This is a genomic window from Hymenobacter daeguensis (assembly GCF_054780555.1).
This window is the reverse complement of the sequence record NZ_BAAGWC010000033.1, coordinates 21,186-40,607: the sequence shown is the minus strand read 5'-3', so window position 1 is coordinate 40,607 and position 19,422 is coordinate 21,186. Positions and strand designations below refer to the sequence as shown.

Here is a 19,422-nt window from a genome sequence, read left to right as displayed (position 1 = left end):
CCATGAAAAAGCTATTTATACTTCCCGTTTGTGCCCTCGCGCTGCTGGCCGGCTGCAACTTTCTGCAGAAAGAGCCCCTGGTCAGCATCACGCCCAACAACTTCTTCACCTCCTCCGATGATGCCGAGTCCAGCCTCACGGCGGTGTACGATGCCCTGCAAGGCACCGGCGCCTACGGCCAGGACCTGTGGACGATGGGCGAAATGCCCACCGACAACGTCACCAGCATCAACGGCGACGTAACCGCGCTCCAGAACATTGCCTGGACGCCCAATACCGGCCAGGTCAGCAACGTGTTTCGTCAGGCCTACCTGGGCGTGAACCGCGCCAACATCGTGCTCAAGTACGTGCCGGGCATCACGATGGACACCCTGCGCCGGAGCCAGATTCTGGGCGAGGCCCGCTTCATCCGGGCGCTGTGCTACTTCAACCTGGTGCGGGCCTACGGTGGGGTGCCGCTGCGCCTGCAGCCCACCGAAAGCAGCCAGCCGGCCGAAATCAACCTGCCCCGCGCCAGCGCCGAGCAGGTGTACGGCCAGGTGGTAGCGGACCTGCAAACGGCCATGCTGCGCATGCCCCTCTCCAACCCGAACCGTGCCAGCCGTAATTCGGCCGGGGCCTTGCTGGCCCGCGTGCAGCTTACCCAGCGCAACTGGGCCGCCGCCCAGGCGGCCGCGGCCACGGTCATCGCCCGCAACATCGCCCTCAACACCACTTTCAAGTCGCTGTTTCCGGCCGAGAACAAGGGCGCGGAGTCGCTGTTCGAAATCCAGTACGCCGGCACGGCCGACGGGGGCAACATCCTGCCCGACCTGATTATGCCGCTGCCGTTTGCGACTTACTCGTTTGCCAAGTACAACATTCCCAGTGCCGAGCTGATTGCGTTTGCCGATACCGTGAATGACCGGCGCTGGGCCTACAACGGCAACATTACCACCAGCAACGGCGTGTATGTGGGCCGCGACCACGTGAGCTACCTCGACGCTACCAAAAACAGAGCGCCGGGTGCCAACGCCAACGACCGGGGGCCGTTCACGTTCAAGTGGAGCAGCATTGGCGGCAACTTCAACTCGACCGACAACAACTACGTGCTGCGCATGGCCGAAGTGTACCTGGCCTACGCCGAGGCGGTGAACGAGCAAACCGGCCCCAGCCAGGATGCCCTGGATAAGCTCAACCGCGTGCGGACCCGCGCCGGCCTGGCGGCCCTCACCACGGCCTCGCCCCAGGCGGCCAGCAAGCAAGCGCTGCGCAACGAAATCGACCGCCAGCGCCGCCTCGAAATGGCCTTCGAGGGCGAGCGGTGGTGGGACCTGGTGCGCTACGCCCGCCACACCATCGCCGATGCTTCGGCCACGCACGCCATCACGGCCCTCGACATCATTGCGCGCCGCCGCGCCGGCGGGGCCCGCGACGTAAACTTCCTGGTCTTCCCCATTCCGCAGGCCGAAGTCAACAACAACCCCCAGATTCAGCAGAACCCGGGGTACTAGCCTGGCTGTCGTCTCGGGGCAGGGGCAGATTAGTGGTGGGAACAATCTGTTCTGCCTTCTGCCCCGGACGGCATGCTATGCTTTTTTATCTACTTGAATTTCATGCGACTGCCAGCCAGGTAAGACCCTGCCGGCAGTCGCATTATTCCAATTCCAGCACTTCGCATGACCACTGTTTCGATATTCCGCTGGGGCGCTGCGGCCCTGCTCACCCTCACGCTGCTGCCGGGCCACGGGCAGCAGCGCAAGGGCGCGGCCAAAGCCCCGGCCATCTCCAGCGTAAGCGCCTGGGTAACCACGCCCGACCAGGCCCAGCTATTGCAACGCCAACCCGGCACGTTGGCTTTTGGCAAGGCAGCGGCCACCGGCGCTGTGATTGAAGTGAATGATGGCCAGCGCTTCCAGACGATGGACGGGTTCGGCTATTGCCTTACCGGGGGCAGTGCCGAGCTGCTGCACGCCATGAGCGCGGCCAAGCGCGCGGCCTTGCTGCGGGAATTATTTGGCACGGACGCGGATGGGATAGGCGTGAGCTACTTACGCCTGAGCATTGGGGCTTCCGACCTTGATGCCCGGGTTTTCAGCTACGACGACCTGCCCGCCGGCCAAACCGACCCGACCCTGGCCAACTTCAGCCTGGCCGAAGACGAAAAGCACCTCATTCCGGTGCTGAAGGAAATTCTGGCCATCAACCCGAACATCAAGCTGCTGGGCTCGCCCTGGAGCCCGCCCGCCTGGATGAAAACCAACGAGGCCTCCAAAGGTGGCTCGCTCAAGCCCGCGTTTTACGCCGCTTACGCCCGGTATTTTGTGAAATACATCGAGGGCATGAAGGCGGCCGGCATCCGCCTCGACGCCGTTACGGTGCAGAATGAGCCGCTGCACCCCGGCAACAACCCCAGCCTGCTGATGCTGGCCGAGCAGCAGGCCGAATTCATTGGCAAACACCTGGGCCCGGCCTTCAAAACGGCTAACCTGGACACCAAAATCATTTGCTACGACCACAACGCCGACAAGCCCGAGTACCCGCTCACGGTGCTCGGCGATGCCACCGCCAACCTCTACGTCGACGGCTCGGCCTTTCACCTCTACGCCGGCCCCATTGAGGCCCTGAGCAAGGTGCACGACGCGTATCCGAACAAAAGCCTGTACTTCACCGAGCAGTGGGTGGGCTCCAAAACGGCCTTTGCCGGCAACCTGGGCTGGCACGTGAAGCAGCTCGAGATAGGCGCGCCCCGCAACTGGGCCCGCAACGTGCTGGAGTGGAACCTGGCCGCCGACCCGCAGCAGAACCCCCACACGCCCGGCGGCTGCACCGAGTGCCTGGGTGCCCTCACCCTGGCCGGCGATGCGGTGACGCGCAACGTGGCTTACTACACCATTGCCCACAGCAGCAAATTCGTGCGGCCGGGCTCGGTGCGTGTAGCCTCCACCTCCGCAGGCGTGCTGCCCAACGTGGCCTACCGCACACCCGCCGGCGGCCATGTGCTGGTGGTACAAAATGACCAGACCACGCCGCAAACCTTTGGCCTGCGCTACCAGGGCCGTACCGCTCAGGCCACGCTGCCGGCCGGCGCGGTGGCTACTTACGTGTGGTAATCGAGCCACTCCTGCAAAAAACGTCGGGCAGCGCGCAGCGCAGCACGATGCCCGATTTTTACCGCACTTCCTCTTCCCTCGCTTCATGGCCATTCCCACCCGCATTTCCTATTGGGCTACCCTGCTTGTGCTGCTCCTGCTGAGCGGCTGCAAAAAAGACAGCACGCCGGCCGCGCCGGCCAATCCGCCCACGGGCCCCGTCACGCCCGCCGGGCCGTCGCAGGTAGCCGTATGGCTGACCACCCCCGACAAAACGGCCCTCTTCTACCGGCCCAGGGTGAGCCTGGTGTTCGGGGCCAATACCAATTCGGACCCCATTATTGCGGTGGATACCACCCAGACCTACCAGACCATGGACGGCTTCGGCTACACCCTCACCGGGGGCAGTGCCTACGTGATGAGCCAGATGACCGCCGGGGCCCGCGCGGCGCTCATCCGGGAACTGTTTGCCACCGACAGCACCTATCTGGGCGTGAGCTACCTGCGGGTGAGCATCGGGGCTTCGGACCTGAGCAGCCAGGTGTATACCTACGACGATTCGGGCACGCCCGACCCCAACCTGACCAGCTTCAGCCTGGGGCCCGACCGGGCCTATTTTATTCCGGTGCTGAAGGAAATTCTGGCCGTGAATCCGAACATTAAAATTCTGGGCTCGCCCTGGACGGCTCCGTCGTGGATGAAGTCGAACAACAGCCCCGTCGGGGGCAGCCTGCTGCCGCAGTACTACGATGCCTACGCCCGGTATTTTGTGAAATACATTCAGGACATGCAGGCCGAAGGCATTCGCATCGATGCCGTGACGCTGCAAAACGAACCGCTTTACGGCGGCAACAACCCCAGCATGGTGATGACGGGCAGCGAGCAGGCCGCCTTCATTCGCGGCAACGTGGGCCCGGCCTTCCGCGCTGCGGGTCTCAACACCAAAATCATTGCCTACGACCACAACCCCGACGCCGCCGGCCTGAACTTTGTGACAACCGTGCTTGGCGATGCCGCCGCCAGTGCCTACGTCGACGGCTCGGCGTTCCACCTCTACGGCGGCAGCATCAGCTCGCTGACCGGCATCCACGACCAGTTTCCAACCAAGCAGGTGTATTTCACCGAGCAATGGACGCAGGCCCCCGGCACGACCTCCTTCGCCGGTGATTTGAGCTACCACGTCAACAACCTGGAAATAGGGGCGGTACGCAACTGGAGCCGCAATGTGCTGGAATGGAACCTGGCCAGTGATGCCAGCTTTGGCCCGCACACGCCCAACGGCTGCACCCAGTGCCTAGGGGCCGTCACGATTTCGGGCGATGCGGTGACGCGCAACGTGGCCTACTACACGGTGGCCCACAGCAGCAAGTTTGTGCGGCCCGGCTCGGTGCGCGTGGCCACCAATATGCCCGCCAACCTGCCCAACGTGGCCTACAAAACCCCCAACGGCAAGCGGGTGCTGGTGGTGTTGAATTCCGGCACCACGCTGCAGAACTTTAATATTCAGTACAAGGGCAAAGTCGTCAGCACGTCGCTCTACGGTGGTTCGGTGGCTACTTACGTATGGTAGCCAGGGCTGATTTGGCCAGGCCACAACCCGTGGCACCGAGCTGGCGGCCCTGGCTGCTGGCGGGCGCGCTGGTGAGTGCCATCGCCGCGCCGGTGGCGGCGCAGGTTGCGCCCGGCCCCCTTTGCCAGCCGCCGGCCGGCCGCTTGCAGGGCACCCGCGATACCACGGGCGTGCTGGTATTCAAAGGCATTCCCTACGCCGAAGCACCGGTGGGCGCGGGCCGTTTTCTGCCGCCCCGGCCCATGCCTGCCTGGACCGATGTCCGGCCTGCCACGACCTTTGGTCCCAGGGCCGCGCAAGGCGGCGGGGCCGGCTTGCAAGGGGATGAAAACTGCCTGACGCTGAACGTCTGGACGCCTTCGCTGCGGGCGGTCCGGACCAAGCCCGTGCTGGTATGGGTGCACGGCGGCGCTTTCACGGGCGGCTCGGGCGATGATTTCCCCGGGCAGAACTTTGCCCGGCGCGACAGCATCGTGGCGGTGAGCATCAACTACCGGCTGGGCAGCTTTGGCTTTTTGCAGCTGGGCCGCCGGCTGGGGGCGGCCTACCGGCCGGCCGGCAACGCGGGCGTGCTCGATGTGGTGGCGGCCCTGCGCTGGGTGCGCGCCAACATTGCCGCCTTTGGCGGCGACCCGGCCCGCGTGACGGTGATGGGCGAGTCGGCCGGGGCGAAGCTGGTGAGCGCCGTGCTGGTAACGCCGGCGGCCGATGGGCTCTACCAGCAGGTGATTCTGGAAAGCGGCGGCACCCAGGCCGTGCGCGACACGGCCACGGCGGCGGCCGTGACGAGCCGCCTGCTGGCCGCCCTGAAGCTTGGGCCCGACCAGGCGGCCCAGCTGCTCACCCTGCCCACGGCCACCATCGTGGCGGCGCAGCAAAAGATTGCAGCGGGGCCCAATGGCTTGCAGCTGTTTGGCCCGGTGCTCGATGGCTTGACAATTCCCGAAGCCCCGCTGGCTCACCTGGCCCGCGCCGGCCGGCCCAAAGTGCGGGCCTTGGTGGGCACCAACCGCGACGAGGCCGGCCTGTTTATGAGCTTCTGGCCAGAGCTGCGCACCCCCAACGAGCCGGTGCTTACGGAACTGTTCGGGGCCAATGGCCAAGCCGTGTGGCGCGCCTACGAGCAGGCCCGCCGCCGCCAGCCCGCCGACCAGGCCTGGCTGCGCACCACCACCGATTACCTCTACCGCCTGGCCACGTACCGGCTGGCCGGCACGCTGGCCCACGCGGGCCACGCGGTCTGGCTGTACCGGTTCGATTACCAGGCCCCCGGCGGGGCCGGGCCGGTGCATGCCCGGGAGCTGGGCTACGTCTGGAACACGCTGGGGGCCCGGGCGGCGGCCAACGACCGGGCGCTGGCCGCCCGGATGCACCAGCGCTGGGTGCGCTTCATCACCACGGGCACGCCCGGCGCGGAGTGGCCCGCCTACGACGCCCGGCGGCCGCAGGCGATGGTGTTCGACTCGGTGAGCCGCGTCCGCCCGCTGGCCGCGCCCTCCGGGGATGCGGCCTTCCCCAATCAGGCCTTTCGACTTTGACCCGCACGTTCTTTTTCACCAAAGCCCAATTCCCACATCATGCACACCACTTGTACGGTTACCAAATTGCTGGCGGCAGCGGCTGCCCCCCACCGCCTGACGCGCCTGCTGGCATTGCTGCTGGCGGGCATCGGGCTTGCCGGCGCGGCTTCGGCCCAGAGTTTTCTGCACGCCACCGGCCCCCGGATTCTGAATGCCAGCAACCAGGAGGTGCTGCTCAACGGGGTGAACCTGGGCGGCTGGGCCGTGCAGGAGGGCTACATCGTCAAGCCGGGCTGGCAGGGCATCAACGGGAAGCAGACCCAGGGCACGGTGAAGCAGACGCTCTACAATTTCGGCATGAGCGACGCGGCGGTGGAAACGTTTTACCAGAACTACCGCAACAACTTCATTACCAAAGCCGACATCGACTACATTGCTTCCAAGGGCTTCAACTGCGTGCGCCTGCCGCTGCACTACGACCTGTTTCTGACGCCCGGCCAGCGGGCGGTGCGCAACTCGGTGCTGCGCGGCACCACTTCCTACGCTTCTTACGTGAGCTCGCTCACGGGCTGGTACAACGCCAGCCAGCTGTTTACGGACCCGGCCAATATGGAGGCCTACCGCATGATTGACAACGTATTGGGCTGGTGCGCTGCCAATAATATGTACGTGGTACTGGACCTGCACGCGGCCCCCGGCTCGCAGGGCACCGACGCGAACATTGCCGACTCGCTCACGCCCCTGGATTTGTGGAACAAAACCATTTACCAGGACATCACCAACCGGCTGTGGGCTACCATTGCGGGCCGCTACAAGAACGATGCCCGCGTGGCCATGTACGACCTGATTAACGAGCCCAACAACGTGCCGAGCAACCAGCAGATTCACGACCTGCTGCAACGGCTCATCAACACCGTGCGGGCCCAGGGCGACAACCATTTGCTGCTGCTCGAAGGCAACGGCTGGGGCAACGACTACAACTACATGGAGAAGCGCACCTTCACCAACACGGCCAACCTGGTGTACAACTCGCACCGCTACAGCGGCACGGGCTACCTCCTCGACAACGGGGTGAACTCGACCGGCGGCGGGCCCAACAGCCTGCGCTTCATCGGCACGATGAAGCAGTTCCGCATCGACAACGACGTGCCGATTTGGGTGGGCGAAACCGGCGAAAATTCGGACTCCTGGATGCATGACGCAGCTACGGCCCTCAACTCGGTGGGCATCGGCTGGTGCCACTGGACCTATAAGCGCTTTGAGAACGGCAACAACCCGGCCCTGCTGCACATCAACTCGCCGTTCATCGTGGACGGCACGGCGGGCCTGAACCAGGTGCTGACCAATATTCAGTTTGCCAACTGCGTGCCCAATAGCACGGTGGGGGCAATTGCACCCAACCAGAACGGCATTGTGAACTATCCCGGCGGCGGCAACTACAACGGCACCACCGGCGGCGGCTACAGCGGCCCGGCGCTGGGCCGCATCTACGAAATCAGCTCGAAAAACGGGGGCAAGGCCCTGGAGGTATCGGCCAGCTCGCAGGCCAACGGCGGCCGGGTGCAGCAGTGGGCCTGGGCCGGGGCCGCCAATCAGAAGTGGAAGCTTGTGGACGCGGGCGGCGGCTACGTGCGCATCGTGAACCTGAACAGCAACAAGTCGCTCGACGTGGCCGGCCCCTCCACCGCCGACGGTGCCCTGATTCACCAGTGGGACTGGCTGGCTCAGAGCAGCCAGTTCTGGCAGATTCTCAGCAACGGCGACGGCACCTACCGCATCCTCAATCAGTACAGCGGGAAAGCCCTGGATGTGCAGAACAATTCCACCGCCGATGGGGCGGCCGTTCAGCAGTGGACCTACGGCGGCGGCAACAACCAGCGCTGGTACTTCTCGGACCAGGGCGCGGCGGCCCGCACGGCCCTGGCCACTGGCAGCGCCCGGCAAGCCGAAGTGGCGTTCTACCCCAATCCGGTGGCGGCCACCCTGACCTACCAGCTGCCGGCCGGCCTGCGGGCGCACTGCCTCAGCGTGCTCGACGCGGCCGGCCGCCAGGTTATCGGCCGGACTTACGATGAAGCAGGCCCGGCCAACGTACTCGATGTTTCGGCCCTGAAAAGCGGCCTGTACCTGGTGCGCCTCGACGGCACGGACTTCCACACGGAATTCAAAATCAGCAAGCAATAATCTAACCTGCGCAGCGCGGGCCGGAGGGTTCGCGCTGCCCCCTTTCTGTTGTTATGACGAACATTCTTCTTCCGTTCATTGCTTTATCAACGCTGGGACTCGGCAGCCTGGCCCAGCAGGCGGCCCCGGCCGCCGACCCCGGCACCTACTCGGCGGCCGGCAAAAAAGCCCAGGTGTACACCACCGCCCAGGGCACCGACCAGCGCCTGACGGCCGGCCCGGCCCTGGCCTTTCAGCCGGCCGGGCAACCGCTCGAAACCCAGGTGTGCGTGTTTGTGGACCCCAACAAAACCTACCAGACAATGCTCGGCATTGGCGGCGCCCTGACCGATGCCGCCGCCGAAACCTTTGCCCGGCTCACCAAGGCGCAGCAGCAGGAGTTCCTGCAGGCCTACTACAGCCCCACGGCCGGCATTGGCTACACGCTGGCGCGCACCAGCATTGCCAGCTCCGACTTTTCGAGCGCCAGCTACGACTACGTGGCCCCCAACGATGCCAGCCTCAAAACCTTCAGCGTGAAGCACGACGAGCAGTTTCGCATTCCGCTCATCAAGCAGGCCACGGCGGCGGCGGGCGGCAAGCTGCCGCTTTACGTAGCTCCCTGGAGCCCGCCCGCCTGGATGAAGGACAACAACGACCGGCTGCACGGCGGCAAGCTGCTGCCGAAGTACCACCAGGCCTGGGCCGACCATTACGTGAAGTTCATCAAGGCCTACGAGCAGCTGGGCCTGCCCATCTGGGGCCTCTCGGTGCAGAACGAGGCCATGGCCACCCAGAAGTGGGAGTCGTGCCTGTACACGGGCGAGGAGGAGCGGGACTTCATCAAGAATTTTCTGGGGCCAACCCTGGCCAAAGGCGGACTGGGCGGCAAAAAGCTGATTGCCTGGGACCACAACCGCGACCTGGTGTACCAGCGTGCCAGCACCGTGCTCGACGACCCCGAGGCCGCCAAGTACGTGTGGGGCATTGGCTACCACTGGTACGAAACCTGGACCGGCAGCCCCATGCTGTTCGACAACGTGCGCCAGGTGCACGAAACCTACCCCAACACCAACCTGATTTTCACGGAAGGCTGCGTCGAGAAATTCAAGTTCGACCAGGTGAGCGACTGGCGGCTGGGCGAGCGCTACGGCCACTCCATGATTAACGACTTCAACGCCGGCACCGTGGGCTGGACCGACTGGAACATCCTGCTCGACGAAACCGGCGGCCCCAACCACGTCGGCAACTTCTGCTTCGCGCCCATCATCGGCGACACCAAAGCCGGCAAGCTCATCTACACCAACGCCTACTACTACATCGGGCACTTCTCGAAGTTCATCCGGCCCGGCGCCAAGCGCATTGCCACCACCACCACCCGCGACTGGCTGCAAGCCACCGCTTTCCGCAATACCGATGGCAAAGTGGCCGTGGTGGTGATGAACAGCAGCGACAAGCCCCAGGAGTTTCAGCTCTGGATAAAAGGCCAGGCCGCCGCGACCACCAGCGCCCCGCACTCCATTGCTACTTATGTCATTAACTAAACCCGGCATAAAATAAAACGTCCTGCCGGGCTTGCCGCGGCACCGCGGCAAGCTCAGCAGACCCCCCAATTCCCTTTTGCCACGGCATGAAATTCCTTTTACCCCTGCTGCTCACCGCCACGCTTGCCCAGGCTCAAACCCCGCTCCTCCACGCCGACGGCACCAAAATAGTGGATGCCCAAAACCACGAGGTGCTGCTGCAGGGCATGAACCTGGGCGGCTGGCTGCTGCAGGAAGGCTACATGATGAAGCCCGGCTACGGCGGCACCCAGGGCTCGGTGAAAAAAGGGCTGTACCAGGCCGGCCTGAGCGACGCGGCGGTGGAGAAGTTCTACCAGCGCTACCGCGACAGGTTTATTACCCGGCAAGATATCGATTTCATTGCGCAGCAAGGGTTTAACTGCGTCCGCCTGCCGCTGCACTACGACCTGTTTCTGACCGCGCAGCAGCGGGCCGTGCGCAACGGCGTTATCCGGGGCACGGTGCCCTATGCCGGGTACGTGGCCCGCCTGAAGGAGTGGCAGCAGAAAGGCGAGCTGTTCAGGGAGCCGCAGAAACTGGAGGCCATCCGACTGATTGACAAGGTGCTGGACTGGTGCTGGGCCAATAAGATGTACGTGGTGCTCGACCTGCACGCCGCCCCCGGCGCCCAGGGCACCGACGCCAACATTTCGGATGCCCTGCAGCCGCTCGATTTCTGGAAAGAGCCGGTGTACCAGGACATCACCAACGGCCTGTGGGCCACCCTGGCCCGGCGCTACCGGAACGACGGCCGCATTGCCATGTACGACCTCGTGAACGAGCCCAACAACGTGCCCGGCGGCAACCCGCCCATCCGGCCCATGTTCGAGCGGCTCATCAATACCGTGCGGGCTGAAGGCGACCAGCACCTGCTGCTGCTGGAAGGCAATGGCTACGGCAACAACTACAACGACCTTGAGAAAAAGACCTTTACGCACCCCGAAAACCTGGTCTACAACGCCCACCGCTACGACCTGAAAAAGTATCCGCTGAGCAACGCGCCCGATGCCACCAACCCCGACGCCAACCAGCTCGGCACCATCGGCAACCTGCTGCGCTTCCGCCAAGCCCAGCACGTGCCCGTGTGGGTGGGCGAAACCGGCGAAAACTCCGCGCAGTGGATGGGGGAGGCCGCCCGCAACCTCAACAGCGTGGGCATTGGCTGGTGCCAGTGGACGTATAAGCGCTTCAGCGACAAGCCCATTGCTGCTTTGTTCCGCATCCGGCCGCCCTACCTGGTCGACGTGAAGAGCGCGGCCGAACTGCCGCTGATTCTAGAGAACATTCAACTCAAAAACTGCCTGCCCAACCCGGAGGTCATTGCGGCGCTGAAGGCGGAACTGAAAAAGTAAAAAAGAACGTCGTGCTGAGCGCAGTCGAAGCAAGGCTACCGGAATGGGGGCTCAGCCGCTGCAACGGATGACCAGCTTGCGGGGCCCGGGTTTGGTGAGGCCGGGGCCACGAAGCGGTAGAGGGGCATCGGCCACGCTCAGCATGACCGTTCTTGATTATTTCAAGCGAAAGCATGAAAAAACTGCTGTTATTCCTGCTGCTGGCGCTGCCCGGCCGCTATTCTATCCGTGCCCAGCCCGGCACGTCCGCGCCCGGCCGCGTGGTCGTCACTTACCTCAATTCCAGGCTTTTGAAGGGCAACCCCGGCGGCGAAACCCCTCGCCGCCGCGTGAGCGTGTACCTGCCCGCCGGCTACGATGCCAGTCCGGCTAAGCGCTACCCGGTGTTGTACTACCTGCACGGCTTCACCTGGAACGACAGCCTGATTTTCAACAAAGACGGCATGAAGGCGCTGCTCGACCAGGCCATTGCCGAGGGCAAAATCCGGCCCTTCATCATGGTGGTGCCCGATGAGCAAACCCGGTTCGGCGGCAGCTGGTACGTAAACTCCGCCACCAACGGCCCTTGGGCCGATTTCACCGCCCGTGAGCTGGTGGAATTCGTGGATAAAAACTACCGCACCCTGGCGCGGCCCGCCAGCCGGGGGCTGGCGGGGCACTCCATGGGCGGCGGGGGCACCGTGCGGCTGGCGCTGGCCTACCCCGGCACCTGGGCCGCGGCCTACGCCCTGAGCCCGGCCTTGCTGGGCCCGCACCCCAGCTACCTGCCCGGGCCCGGCCTGCCCGAGGCGCTGCGGGCTGCCAGACCGGCCGACCTCCACAACCACAGCGCGTTGTCGACGGTAGCCGTTGCGCGCGCCTTTTCGGCCAATCCCCGACGGCAGCCCTTCGGGGCCGACCTGCCCGGCTCGCTGGGCGCCGACAGCCTGGCGCGGCGCGATGCGGTGCTGGCCCGCTGGGTGCTGGCCACGCCAGCCTACGTGCTGCCAACCCGCACCACCGCCCTGCGCCAGCTGCGGGCGCTGGCCTTCGACTGGGGGGCGCAGGACGAGGTGCAGCACATTCCGCCGGCCTGCCGCAATTTCAGCAACCTGCTCACCGTTTTTGGCATCCGGCACACGGCCCAGGAGTACGAGGGCACGCACGGCAGCCGCATCATGGGCACCACGGGGCGCATATACCAGCACGTATTGCCGTTTTTCAATGCCAACCTGTCGTTTGAGCAGTGAAGTCCTCGCCCGCAAGCAAAGCATAAGGTGCTTTCTCAACGGTTTCTCATCCTCGTATTCTTTTCTGCTTAATTCCCGATGCGCCTGCTCCGACTGCCGCTGTTTTTGATTGGTTTCCTGCTGATTGGCTCGGCTGTGGCGGCGCAGCCGAAGAAAAAGCCGGTCGTTATGCTGTTTGTTGGCAACAGCTATTTTCACGGGGCCCGGCCGCCCATGCTCAATTACAACGCGGCGGCCATCACCGATGAGAATTTCACGCCCGACCGCCGGGGGCAGCGCCGCCGCATGTACCTCAACGAGCCCGGCCCCTGGGGCGGCGTGCCCGGCATCTTCAAAAAGCTGGCTGACGAAGCCGGCCTGAACTACGAAGTACACATCGAAGCCGTTAGTGGCCAGACGCTGCAGTTTCACTACGACAGCGCGTTGGCCGTTATCGGGCAGGCCCGCTGGGACAAGGTCATTATGCACGACCTCAGCACCGGGCCGCTGCCCGGCCGGCGGGGCGGCCAGCCCGAGCGGTTCCGCGAATACGCCACCAAACTGGAACAGGCCATTCACTCGGCCAACCCGGCCGCCCAGGTGTATTTCTACGAAACCTGGGCCGGAGCCTCCTCAAATTACCCGCCCAATTCTGCCTACGCTGGCCTGCCCCTCGACTCGATGACGCAGGACCTGCACAAGGCTTATTATGGCCTGGCGCGGCAGAACGGCCGTTTTGCCGGCGTGGCCCCGGTCGGCGATGCCTGGCTGCGCGCCATCAAGGAAGGCGTGGCCATGCCCAATCCCTACGCGCCCGAGCCCGCCAAAATAGCGCTGTGGGAGGCCGACCACCGCCATCCCAGCCGCTGGGGGGCCTATCTCAGCGCCTGCGTCATACTGGGCGAAGTCACGGGCCACGACCCGCGCACGCTGGGCCCCACCGAAGAAGCGGCTGCCAGCCTCGGCATCACCCCGGGGCAAGCCGTTGCGCTCCAGCGCATTGCCTACGAGCAGCTGCAGGCCGCCCGCCACTCGATGAGCAATGGGGGCAAGCCGCAGAAGCCAAAAGCAAAGGGGCGCCCCGTCAGATAGTTGCTGCGGGCCGGCCGCGAGGGAGCGGTGGCCGTTTTCGCGGGCTGACAAAAATCCGCGCAGCGGTGGCCGATTTGTCATTGCTGCGCGGATTTGGCGTACCAGCCGGGCTGAAATGAAGCCATGTAGCGCCGTTTCGATTCAGACGACACCCTGTTCGGCCCTATTGCCACGGCGCGGGCAACGCTGCGGGCCAGTGCCGCGCCGCTGGCCTCCTTTCAAACCGTTGATATCGAGGTGTTCTATCAACTATACAGCCAATCGAATTACCCGCAGCTGCGCCAGCCCGTTTTCTGGGCATGACGGGCCTGCTGCAAGCGCTGAGGCCGCATTACCGCATCGGCATCGTGACCAACAACCGCACGGCGGCGCAGGAAGAAAAGCTCCGCTTTCTGGGCATGATGGGCCTGGTCGTTGCCCTCATCAACTCGGAAGACGTGGGGGTGCCCAAGCCCAACCCGCAGATTTTTGAGGCGGCCCTGCAGCGGCTGGGGGCCCGGCCCGGGCAGGCCGGGCTGGTGGGCGGCAACTGGCAGGCCGACGTGCTGGGCACGCTGGCGGTGGGCATCCGCCCAGTGTGGCTCAATCGGTTGGGCGTGGCGCGGCCCCTGCCGCAGGTGGCCGAAATCAGCCGCTTCGAGCCGCTGCCCGCTGCCCTGCGCGTTATTGTTGGCGCCGGCCAGGCGCCGTCGGGCGTGAGTTCTTAATCCCCTTCCCGTTATTTGACCCCTGAACCTAATCCTTCCGCCATCATGCAGATTACCGAGCGCACCCGCGTTTTCAACGGCCACTACAAAGTCAACCAGCTCATTGTGCAGGACGGCGACGTGCAGCTCAAGCGCGAACAGTTTGCGCCCGGCAAAGCCGTGGCCGCGCTGGTTTACGACACGGCCCGGCAGCTGTACGTGCTGACGCGCCAGTTTCGCATCGGCCCGGAAAAGGAGATTCTGGAGCTGGCCGCCGGCATGATTGACCAGGACGAGACGCCCGAAACGGCCGTGCGCCGCGAGATTCACGAGGAGCTGGGCTACGAAATCGACCAGCTCGAGGAAATCGTGGCCATGTGGCCCTCGCCGGGCACCAGCTCCGAAGTCATCACCGTGTACTACGCCGAGGTAAGCCACAAAACCGGCGCTGGCGGCGGATTGATTGAGGAAAACGAGAAAATCGAAATGGTCGACTTCACCTGGGATGCCCTGCTGGCCGAGCCGCTGCAGGATGCCAAGACGGTGATTGCCGTGCAGTGGGCGCGGCTGCGGAAGTAAAAGCACGCCACGGTGTCATCGTTTCCGCGTGCAGGATTAGCGCCTCCGCCAGCGGGCTGACGGGTAAATCCACGAACCGGACGCCGTAGTGCAGCTCCTGCGGCGTGGCCACCTCGCGGCTGCCGAAGCGGATGACGCGGCGCAGGCGCTGGGCGTTGCGCCAGTCGCGCAGGGCCACGGCATCGCCGAAGGCAAAGGCGTTGGCCGGGATGCTGTAGCCGAGGATGAGCGGGCCGCTGTCGACGTCGCCTTCGCTGGTTTCGTAGCGGCCGGCCCGCTCGCGGTAGAGGCGGATGGCACCGAAGCTGGTGCTGAACTGCTGCTGGTAAAGCCGGTATTGCTCGGCGGCGTAGGCGGGCGCGAAGCGGTAGAGGAAAAAGATGCTCCAGCCCAGGTGCGAGCCCCGCGGCTCCTCGGCGGCCTGGTGGCGGGTGGCGGGTTTGGAGAGCAGCAGGCCGGTTTGCGGGTCGGTGAGGTGCTGGCGGGCATAGGCCACCCATTGCTGGCAGAAAGCGCGGTAGGGGCTGCCGGTCAGGTCGCTATGCAATTGGAGCGAGGCCAGGGCGACGGTGTTGTCGGGCACCCACACGCCGCCGGGGTACGATTCGAGGCAGTGGCTGGGCGCGGTGGCAAGCCGGCGGTGCAGCGTGGCCGACAGGGAATCGTGCAGCGCCTTGTAGGGCGACGCGGGGTCGAGCAGGCGGTGGCAGCCCAGCATCAGGTTGAGGTGGCCGAGGTAGAGCACGGAAGTTATGGAATCGGTGAAAGGCGTTGCCTCGGGATGCTGGAATGCGCGGGGAATGCTGCCGGTCAGCATTTTACGGATGGCCAGCCGCGTGTAGTGGGCCGCTTCGGGCCGGAAGGCGCTGTCGAGCCGGGCCATATTGGTGAAGGCATACACCGCATACGCCATCGAAAACAACGACCATTCGGCATTGCCCATTCCTGTCAGCTCAGCCGATTGCTTTTCGGGCGTTGCAATGATGCGCTCCAGGTAATGCGCCTTTTGGCGCAGCGCTGGTTGGGTGGGGTAGTGGTAGGTGGGCCAGCTGAAAGTCCCCCACAGCCCGAGCAGCCCGAGCAGCCCGACGCTGAAAACGAGAGCTGTTTTACGCTTCATGCTGCTGCAACCGCTGTCGGTTCTGGATTATTGTATGAACAAAAAAGCGGGACAGCATTCGGCTTAGCGAATACCGTCCCGCCGGACGAACATATCCCTTCAAAACGTCATGCCGCGCGCAGCATGACGTACCGAGGATGTTGACGAATCTACTGCGCGGCCGGCAGGGCCAGCGTGTAGTCAAACGTCTGGTACAGCTTCGCGTCGCGGATGCTTACGTTCAGCTCCTGCGGGTCCATTTTGGGAAAGGGGATGACGGATTTGCCCTGGTAGAGGTCGCGGCCGAAGAAGCGGCCGGTGCCGGCGGGCAGCGTTTGGGCGAAAACCTCCTTGCCGGCCTTGTCGGTGGCGGTGAGGGTGAGGTTGGACATTTCCACGCCTTTGGGGCCCTGGCGGTGCACGGTGACGATGAGCGCGCCGCCGGGCGGAATAGCCGCCACGCGGCGCTGGTAGGTGCTGTCGGCCCAGTCGTGCAGCTTTTTGAGGGCCGTGATTTCGGTGAGCATGTCGGTGGCCGAGCGGTAGCCGAGGCGGGTGAACGAGCCGTCCACGTCCTGCTCCTCGTCGGTGTTCTTGGTCACGTTCTGCACGTAGGGCGACTCCGAATCCTTCTGGGCAAAGGTGTAGCGCTTGCGGCCCTTGGCGGCCTTGCCTGTGGGCTGGCCCAGGGCCGAGCCGATGCTCATCAACAGCAAGCCGATAACAAGCAAATGACGGGCTGCGCGGGGTAGAAACTGCATAATAAAAAGGTTAATAAGGAATGAAATAAGAGGGGTTGAACCAGTGAATAAGTGGGGCAGCAAAGAACGTAAAACCTGACCGAAATCCGGCGGAAGACGCGCTTCGGAAATTGGACTGCGCCACCGGCGACAGAGTTTATTTAAGGGTAATGCGCCCGTAAACAAGGCATCATATTGCCGGATGAACTTTGAAAGCAGGATTTTCACTGGTTCTAATCTTGTCTGCTATGTACTTCCCGGCCTTGATTTCGGGGCTGCGCCGCCTGGGGCGCTGGCTCGTGTACGAATTGTTTCAGGTGGCGCTGTGGGTGGCGTTTGTGCTGCACACGCTGGGCAGCCTGCGCTCGGCGTTCGGGGGCGGCGGGGCGCTGGGCCGGCGGCGGCCGGGGCCGGCCATCCGGCCGCGCCGCAGCACCGGGCCCGCCCGGGGCGGCCGGTTCACGCAAGCGGCGGCGGCATGAGCATAGAAGCCATTTTCCTGCCCGAAATCGACGGAAAAGTGCCCCGGCCGCGCCGCAAGCGCCGGGTGCGGGTGGCCGTCATCTCCGATGTGCACCTGGGCACCTACGGCTGCCATGCCCGCGAGCTGCTGCGCTACCTCAAGAGCATCCGGCCGCAGGTGCTGGTGCTCAACGGCGACATCGTGGACATCTGGCAGTTCAGCAAAAACTACTGGCCGCCAGCGCACATGCGGGTGGTGCGCTACCTGGCCGGCCTGGCCGCCAAGGGCGTTAAAATCCACTACCTCACCGGCAACCACGACGAGCTGCTGCGCAAATTCGCCGGCCTGAAGCTGGGCAATTTCCGCCTCGACAACAAGCTGGTGCTCGACCTGCCGCACGGCCGCACCTGGCTGTTTCACGGCGACGTGTTCGACGTGACCATGCGGCACTCGCGCTGGCTGGCCCGGCTCGGCGGCCACGGCTACGACCTGCTGATTCTGATAAACCGCTTCGTGAACTACGCGCTGGCCAAATTCGGCCGGCCCCGCGTGGCCTTGAGCAAGCTGGTGAAGGAGCGGGTGAAAACCGCCGTGGCCGCCGTGAGCAATTTTGAGGACACCGCCGCCGCCATCGCCGCCGACGAAGGCTACCGCTACGTGGCCTGCGGCCACATTCACCAGCCCGAAATCAAGCCCCTGGCCACCGAAAAAGGGGAGGTGATTTACCTGAACTCCGGCGACTGGGTCGAGAACCTGACCGCCTTGGAATATGCCGATGCCACCGGCTGGCAGCTCTACTACTACAACGACGACCCCGCCATGCAGCAAACCGCCGAAACCGAAGCCGCCGATGCCGCCGAGGAGCTGGCCGATGCCGACCCGGCCGCGCTGCTGGAAGGGCTGCTGGCGGAGTTCAAGATTAAGTGACCTCATTTTCAACCTCACCCCCGGCCCCTCTCCCCAGGAGAGGGGAGCCTGACGAAATTTCTTAGTTTAGAATTGCCAATTTGTTGAATACTAAGCTGCCGTAGCTCCCCTCTCCTGGGGAGAGGGGCCGGGGGTGAGGTTGAACGGCTGGCTATTCCGCGAATAAATCAATGTCCCGAATTCTTTATGCCATCCAGGGCACCGGCAACGGCCACCTGAGCCGCGCCCTCGACGTGGTGCCGCTGCTGCAAAGCCGCTGCGACCAGCTCGACATCCTCATAAGCGGCCCACCGGCCGACCTGCCGCTGCCGTTTGAGGTGAAATACCGGGCCCAGGGCATGGGCTTTTTGTTTGGCAAGAAGGGCGGCATCAACTTCGTGAAAACCTTCTGGCAGTTCAAGTCGGCCACGTTTCTGCGCGAGGTGCGCCACCTGCCGGCCGACAGCTACGACCTGGTCATCAGCGACTTCGAGCCGGTGAGCAGCTGGGCCTGCAAGTGGCGCGAAGTGCCCTGCGTAGCCCTCAGCCACCAGAGCGCCGTGCTGCACCCCGCCGCCCCGCGCCCCGACAAGGAAGACCCGGCCGGCCGCGCCGTGCTCAGGCACTACGCGCCCAGCACGGCGCAGTACGGCTTTCATTTCCAGGAGTATGGGCCGGGCATTTCCACGCCCGTCATTCGCCGGCAAGTGCGCGAGCTGAACCCCACCAACGAGGGCCACTATACCGTGTACCTGCCGGCCTACGAGGAAGAAATACTGGTGGAGCGCCTGCAGTACCTCAGCCGCAGCACGCGCTGGGAGGTGTTCAGCAAGCACAGCCACGCGCCGGCCGAGTACGGCAACGTGCGGGTGTGGCCGGTGAGCGGCGCGGCCTTCCTCGACAGCCTGGCCCGCTCGGCGGGCGTGCTGTGCGGGGCCGGCTTCGAAACCCCCGCCGAGGCCCTCTACCTCGGCAAAAAGCTGTTGGTGATGCCCATGAAGCAGCAATACGAGCAGCAGTGCAACGCCGCGGCCCTGGCCCGGATGGGCGTGCCCGTCATCAAAAGCTTCAAAGACAAGAACCTCGACAAAGTGGACCAGTGGCTGCACCGCGACGAAACCGTGCCCGTCGACTACCCCGACCACACGGCCGACGTACTGGATGCGCTGCTGCGGGAGCAATTGCCGGGCAATGGCGTTGGGCGAATAAATGGCCGGCCTCCGCGCCAGGCCGGCTACCTGCACGGTTATGCCGAGCGCCGCCGAAGCATCCCGACCACGTAAGTAAGCCAGCCGTACAATATTGCGGCGCTGGCGCCGACGCTTCGGCTCCGTTCAGCAGGACGTTTGATATGTTGATAATGCCCGTATCTGCGTTAGCCAATCTGTTTCAATTTCTAAGCCCCGCG

The 19,422-nt window shown here is 64.4% G+C and carries 16 protein-coding genes; 14 read left to right on the top strand and 2 right to left on the bottom strand.

Annotated elements, in window-relative coordinates; translation table 11 throughout:
* The first annotated feature begins 2 nt into the window (after positions 1–2).
* The 11 genes from ACYVHT_RS21085 to ACYVHT_RS21035 all read left to right on the top strand — a co-directional run bounded on the left by ACYVHT_RS21085 (position 3) and on the right by ACYVHT_RS21035 (position 14,806).
* On the top strand, positions 3–1,493 hold the full coding sequence (locus tag ACYVHT_RS21085) for a RagB/SusD family nutrient uptake outer membrane protein (RefSeq protein ID WP_460556903.1): 1,491 nt from the start codon (positions 3–5) through the stop codon (positions 1,491–1,493).
* A 165-nt stretch (positions 1,494–1,658) separates the two neighbouring features.
* Positions 1,659–3,092, top strand: a complete 1,434-nt coding sequence (locus tag ACYVHT_RS21080) for a glycoside hydrolase family 30 protein (RefSeq protein WP_460556900.1) — start codon at positions 1,659–1,661, stop codon at positions 3,090–3,092.
* Between the two features lie 85 nt (positions 3,093–3,177).
* Positions 3,178–4,641 (top strand): glycoside hydrolase family 30 protein, encoded by a 1,464-nt coding sequence (locus ACYVHT_RS21075; protein WP_460556897.1) that lies wholly within the window; start codon positions 3,178–3,180, stop codon positions 4,639–4,641.
* A 29-nt stretch (positions 4,642–4,670) separates the two neighbouring features.
* A complete protein-coding gene (locus ACYVHT_RS21070; protein WP_460556894.1) occupies positions 4,671–6,179 on the top strand; it encodes a carboxylesterase/lipase family protein in 1,509 nt (502 codons plus the stop codon).
* Between the two features lie 39 nt (positions 6,180–6,218).
* Complete coding sequence (locus ACYVHT_RS21065) at positions 6,219–8,345, top strand: RICIN domain-containing protein (RefSeq protein ID WP_460556891.1); 2,127 nt, start codon at positions 6,219–6,221, stop codon at positions 8,343–8,345.
* Between the two features lie 53 nt (positions 8,346–8,398).
* Positions 8,399–9,868 (top strand): glycoside hydrolase family 30 protein, encoded by a 1,470-nt coding sequence (locus tag ACYVHT_RS21060; RefSeq protein WP_460556889.1) that lies wholly within the window; start codon positions 8,399–8,401, stop codon positions 9,866–9,868.
* A gap of 86 nt (positions 9,869–9,954) precedes the next feature.
* Positions 9,955–11,241, top strand: coding sequence for a glycoside hydrolase family 5 protein (locus tag ACYVHT_RS21055; RefSeq protein WP_460556886.1), 1,287 nt, complete (start codon positions 9,955–9,957; stop codon positions 11,239–11,241).
* A gap of 173 nt (positions 11,242–11,414) precedes the next feature.
* Entirely contained in the window at positions 11,415–12,470 is a 1,056-nt protein-coding gene (locus tag ACYVHT_RS21050; protein WP_460556883.1) for an alpha/beta hydrolase, read from the top strand.
* Positions 12,471–12,548: 78 nt separating this feature from the next.
* Positions 12,549–13,541, top strand: coding sequence for a hypothetical protein (locus ACYVHT_RS21045; protein WP_460556880.1), 993 nt, complete (start codon positions 12,549–12,551; stop codon positions 13,539–13,541).
* Positions 13,542–13,840: 299 nt separating this feature from the next.
* Positions 13,841–14,248: an HAD family hydrolase gene (locus tag ACYVHT_RS21040; protein WP_460556878.1), complete on the top strand. Its 408-nt coding sequence runs from the start codon at positions 13,841–13,843 to the stop codon at positions 14,246–14,248.
* Between the two features lie 45 nt (positions 14,249–14,293).
* Positions 14,294–14,806, top strand: coding sequence for an NUDIX hydrolase (locus ACYVHT_RS21035; protein WP_460556875.1), 513 nt, complete (start codon positions 14,294–14,296; stop codon positions 14,804–14,806).
* Here ACYVHT_RS21035 and ACYVHT_RS21030 read toward each other — a convergent pair.
* Complete coding sequence (locus ACYVHT_RS21030; RefSeq protein WP_460556872.1) at positions 14,724–15,926, bottom strand: hypothetical protein; 1,203 nt, start codon at positions 15,924–15,926, stop codon at positions 14,724–14,726. The genes ACYVHT_RS21035 and ACYVHT_RS21030 overlap by 83 nt on opposite strands.
* Before the next feature lie 149 nt (positions 15,927–16,075).
* On the bottom strand, positions 16,076–16,666 hold the full coding sequence (locus tag ACYVHT_RS21025) for a hypothetical protein (RefSeq protein ID WP_460556870.1): 591 nt from the start codon (positions 16,664–16,666) through the stop codon (positions 16,076–16,078).
* Positions 16,667–16,893: 227 nt separating this feature from the next.
* Between ACYVHT_RS21025 and ACYVHT_RS21020 the strand changes: the two genes are divergently transcribed.
* The 3 genes from ACYVHT_RS21020 to ACYVHT_RS21010 all read left to right on the top strand — a co-directional run bounded on the left by ACYVHT_RS21020 (position 16,894) and on the right by ACYVHT_RS21010 (position 19,297).
* Positions 16,894–17,127 (top strand): hypothetical protein, encoded by a 234-nt coding sequence (locus tag ACYVHT_RS21020; protein WP_460556868.1) that lies wholly within the window; start codon positions 16,894–16,896, stop codon positions 17,125–17,127.
* On the top strand, positions 17,124–18,035 hold the full coding sequence (locus ACYVHT_RS21015; protein ID WP_460556865.1) for a UDP-2,3-diacylglucosamine diphosphatase: 912 nt from the start codon (positions 17,124–17,126) through the stop codon (positions 18,033–18,035). Before ACYVHT_RS21020 ends, ACYVHT_RS21015 begins: the two co-directional genes overlap by 4 nt.
* Before the next feature lie 170 nt (positions 18,036–18,205).
* Positions 18,206–19,297 (top strand): glycosyltransferase family protein, encoded by a 1,092-nt coding sequence (locus tag ACYVHT_RS21010; RefSeq protein ID WP_460556863.1) that lies wholly within the window; start codon positions 18,206–18,208, stop codon positions 19,295–19,297.
* Positions 19,298–19,422: the final 125 nt, after the last annotated feature.

Excerpts from the sequence above, each read along its gene's own strand:
- ACYVHT_RS21045 (WP_460556880.1), top strand. The coding sequence starts at position 12,549 with ATGCGCCTGCTCCGACTGCCGCTGTTTTTGATTGGTTTCCTGCTGATT.
- ACYVHT_RS21060 (WP_460556889.1), top strand. The coding sequence starts at position 8,399 with ATGACGAACATTCTTCTTCCGTTCATTGCTTTATCAACGCTGGGACTC.
- ACYVHT_RS21080 (WP_460556900.1), top strand. The coding sequence starts at position 1,659 with ATGACCACTGTTTCGATATTCCGCTGGGGCGCTGCGGCCCTGCTCACC.
- ACYVHT_RS21025 (WP_460556870.1), bottom strand. The coding sequence starts at position 16,666 with ATGCAGTTTCTACCCCGCGCAGCCCGTCATTTGCTTGTTATCGGCTTG.
- ACYVHT_RS21010 (WP_460556863.1), top strand. The coding sequence starts at position 18,206 with ATGTCCCGAATTCTTTATGCCATCCAGGGCACCGGCAACGGCCACCTG.
- ACYVHT_RS21040 (WP_460556878.1), top strand. The coding sequence starts at position 13,841 with ATGACGGGCCTGCTGCAAGCGCTGAGGCCGCATTACCGCATCGGCATC.
- ACYVHT_RS21055 (WP_460556886.1), top strand. The coding sequence starts at position 9,955 with ATGAAATTCCTTTTACCCCTGCTGCTCACCGCCACGCTTGCCCAGGCT.
- ACYVHT_RS21085 (WP_460556903.1), top strand. The coding sequence starts at position 3 with ATGAAAAAGCTATTTATACTTCCCGTTTGTGCCCTCGCGCTGCTGGCC.
- ACYVHT_RS21020 (WP_460556868.1), top strand. The coding sequence starts at position 16,894 with ATGTACTTCCCGGCCTTGATTTCGGGGCTGCGCCGCCTGGGGCGCTGG.
- ACYVHT_RS21065 (WP_460556891.1), top strand. The coding sequence starts at position 6,219 with ATGCACACCACTTGTACGGTTACCAAATTGCTGGCGGCAGCGGCTGCC.
- ACYVHT_RS21075 (WP_460556897.1), top strand. The coding sequence starts at position 3,178 with ATGGCCATTCCCACCCGCATTTCCTATTGGGCTACCCTGCTTGTGCTG.
- ACYVHT_RS21050 (WP_460556883.1), top strand. The coding sequence starts at position 11,415 with ATGAAAAAACTGCTGTTATTCCTGCTGCTGGCGCTGCCCGGCCGCTAT.
- ACYVHT_RS21035 (WP_460556875.1), top strand. The coding sequence starts at position 14,294 with ATGCAGATTACCGAGCGCACCCGCGTTTTCAACGGCCACTACAAAGTC.
- ACYVHT_RS21015 (WP_460556865.1), top strand. The coding sequence starts at position 17,124 with ATGAGCATAGAAGCCATTTTCCTGCCCGAAATCGACGGAAAAGTGCCC.
- ACYVHT_RS21030 (WP_460556872.1), bottom strand. The coding sequence starts at position 15,926 with ATGAAGCGTAAAACAGCTCTCGTTTTCAGCGTCGGGCTGCTCGGGCTG.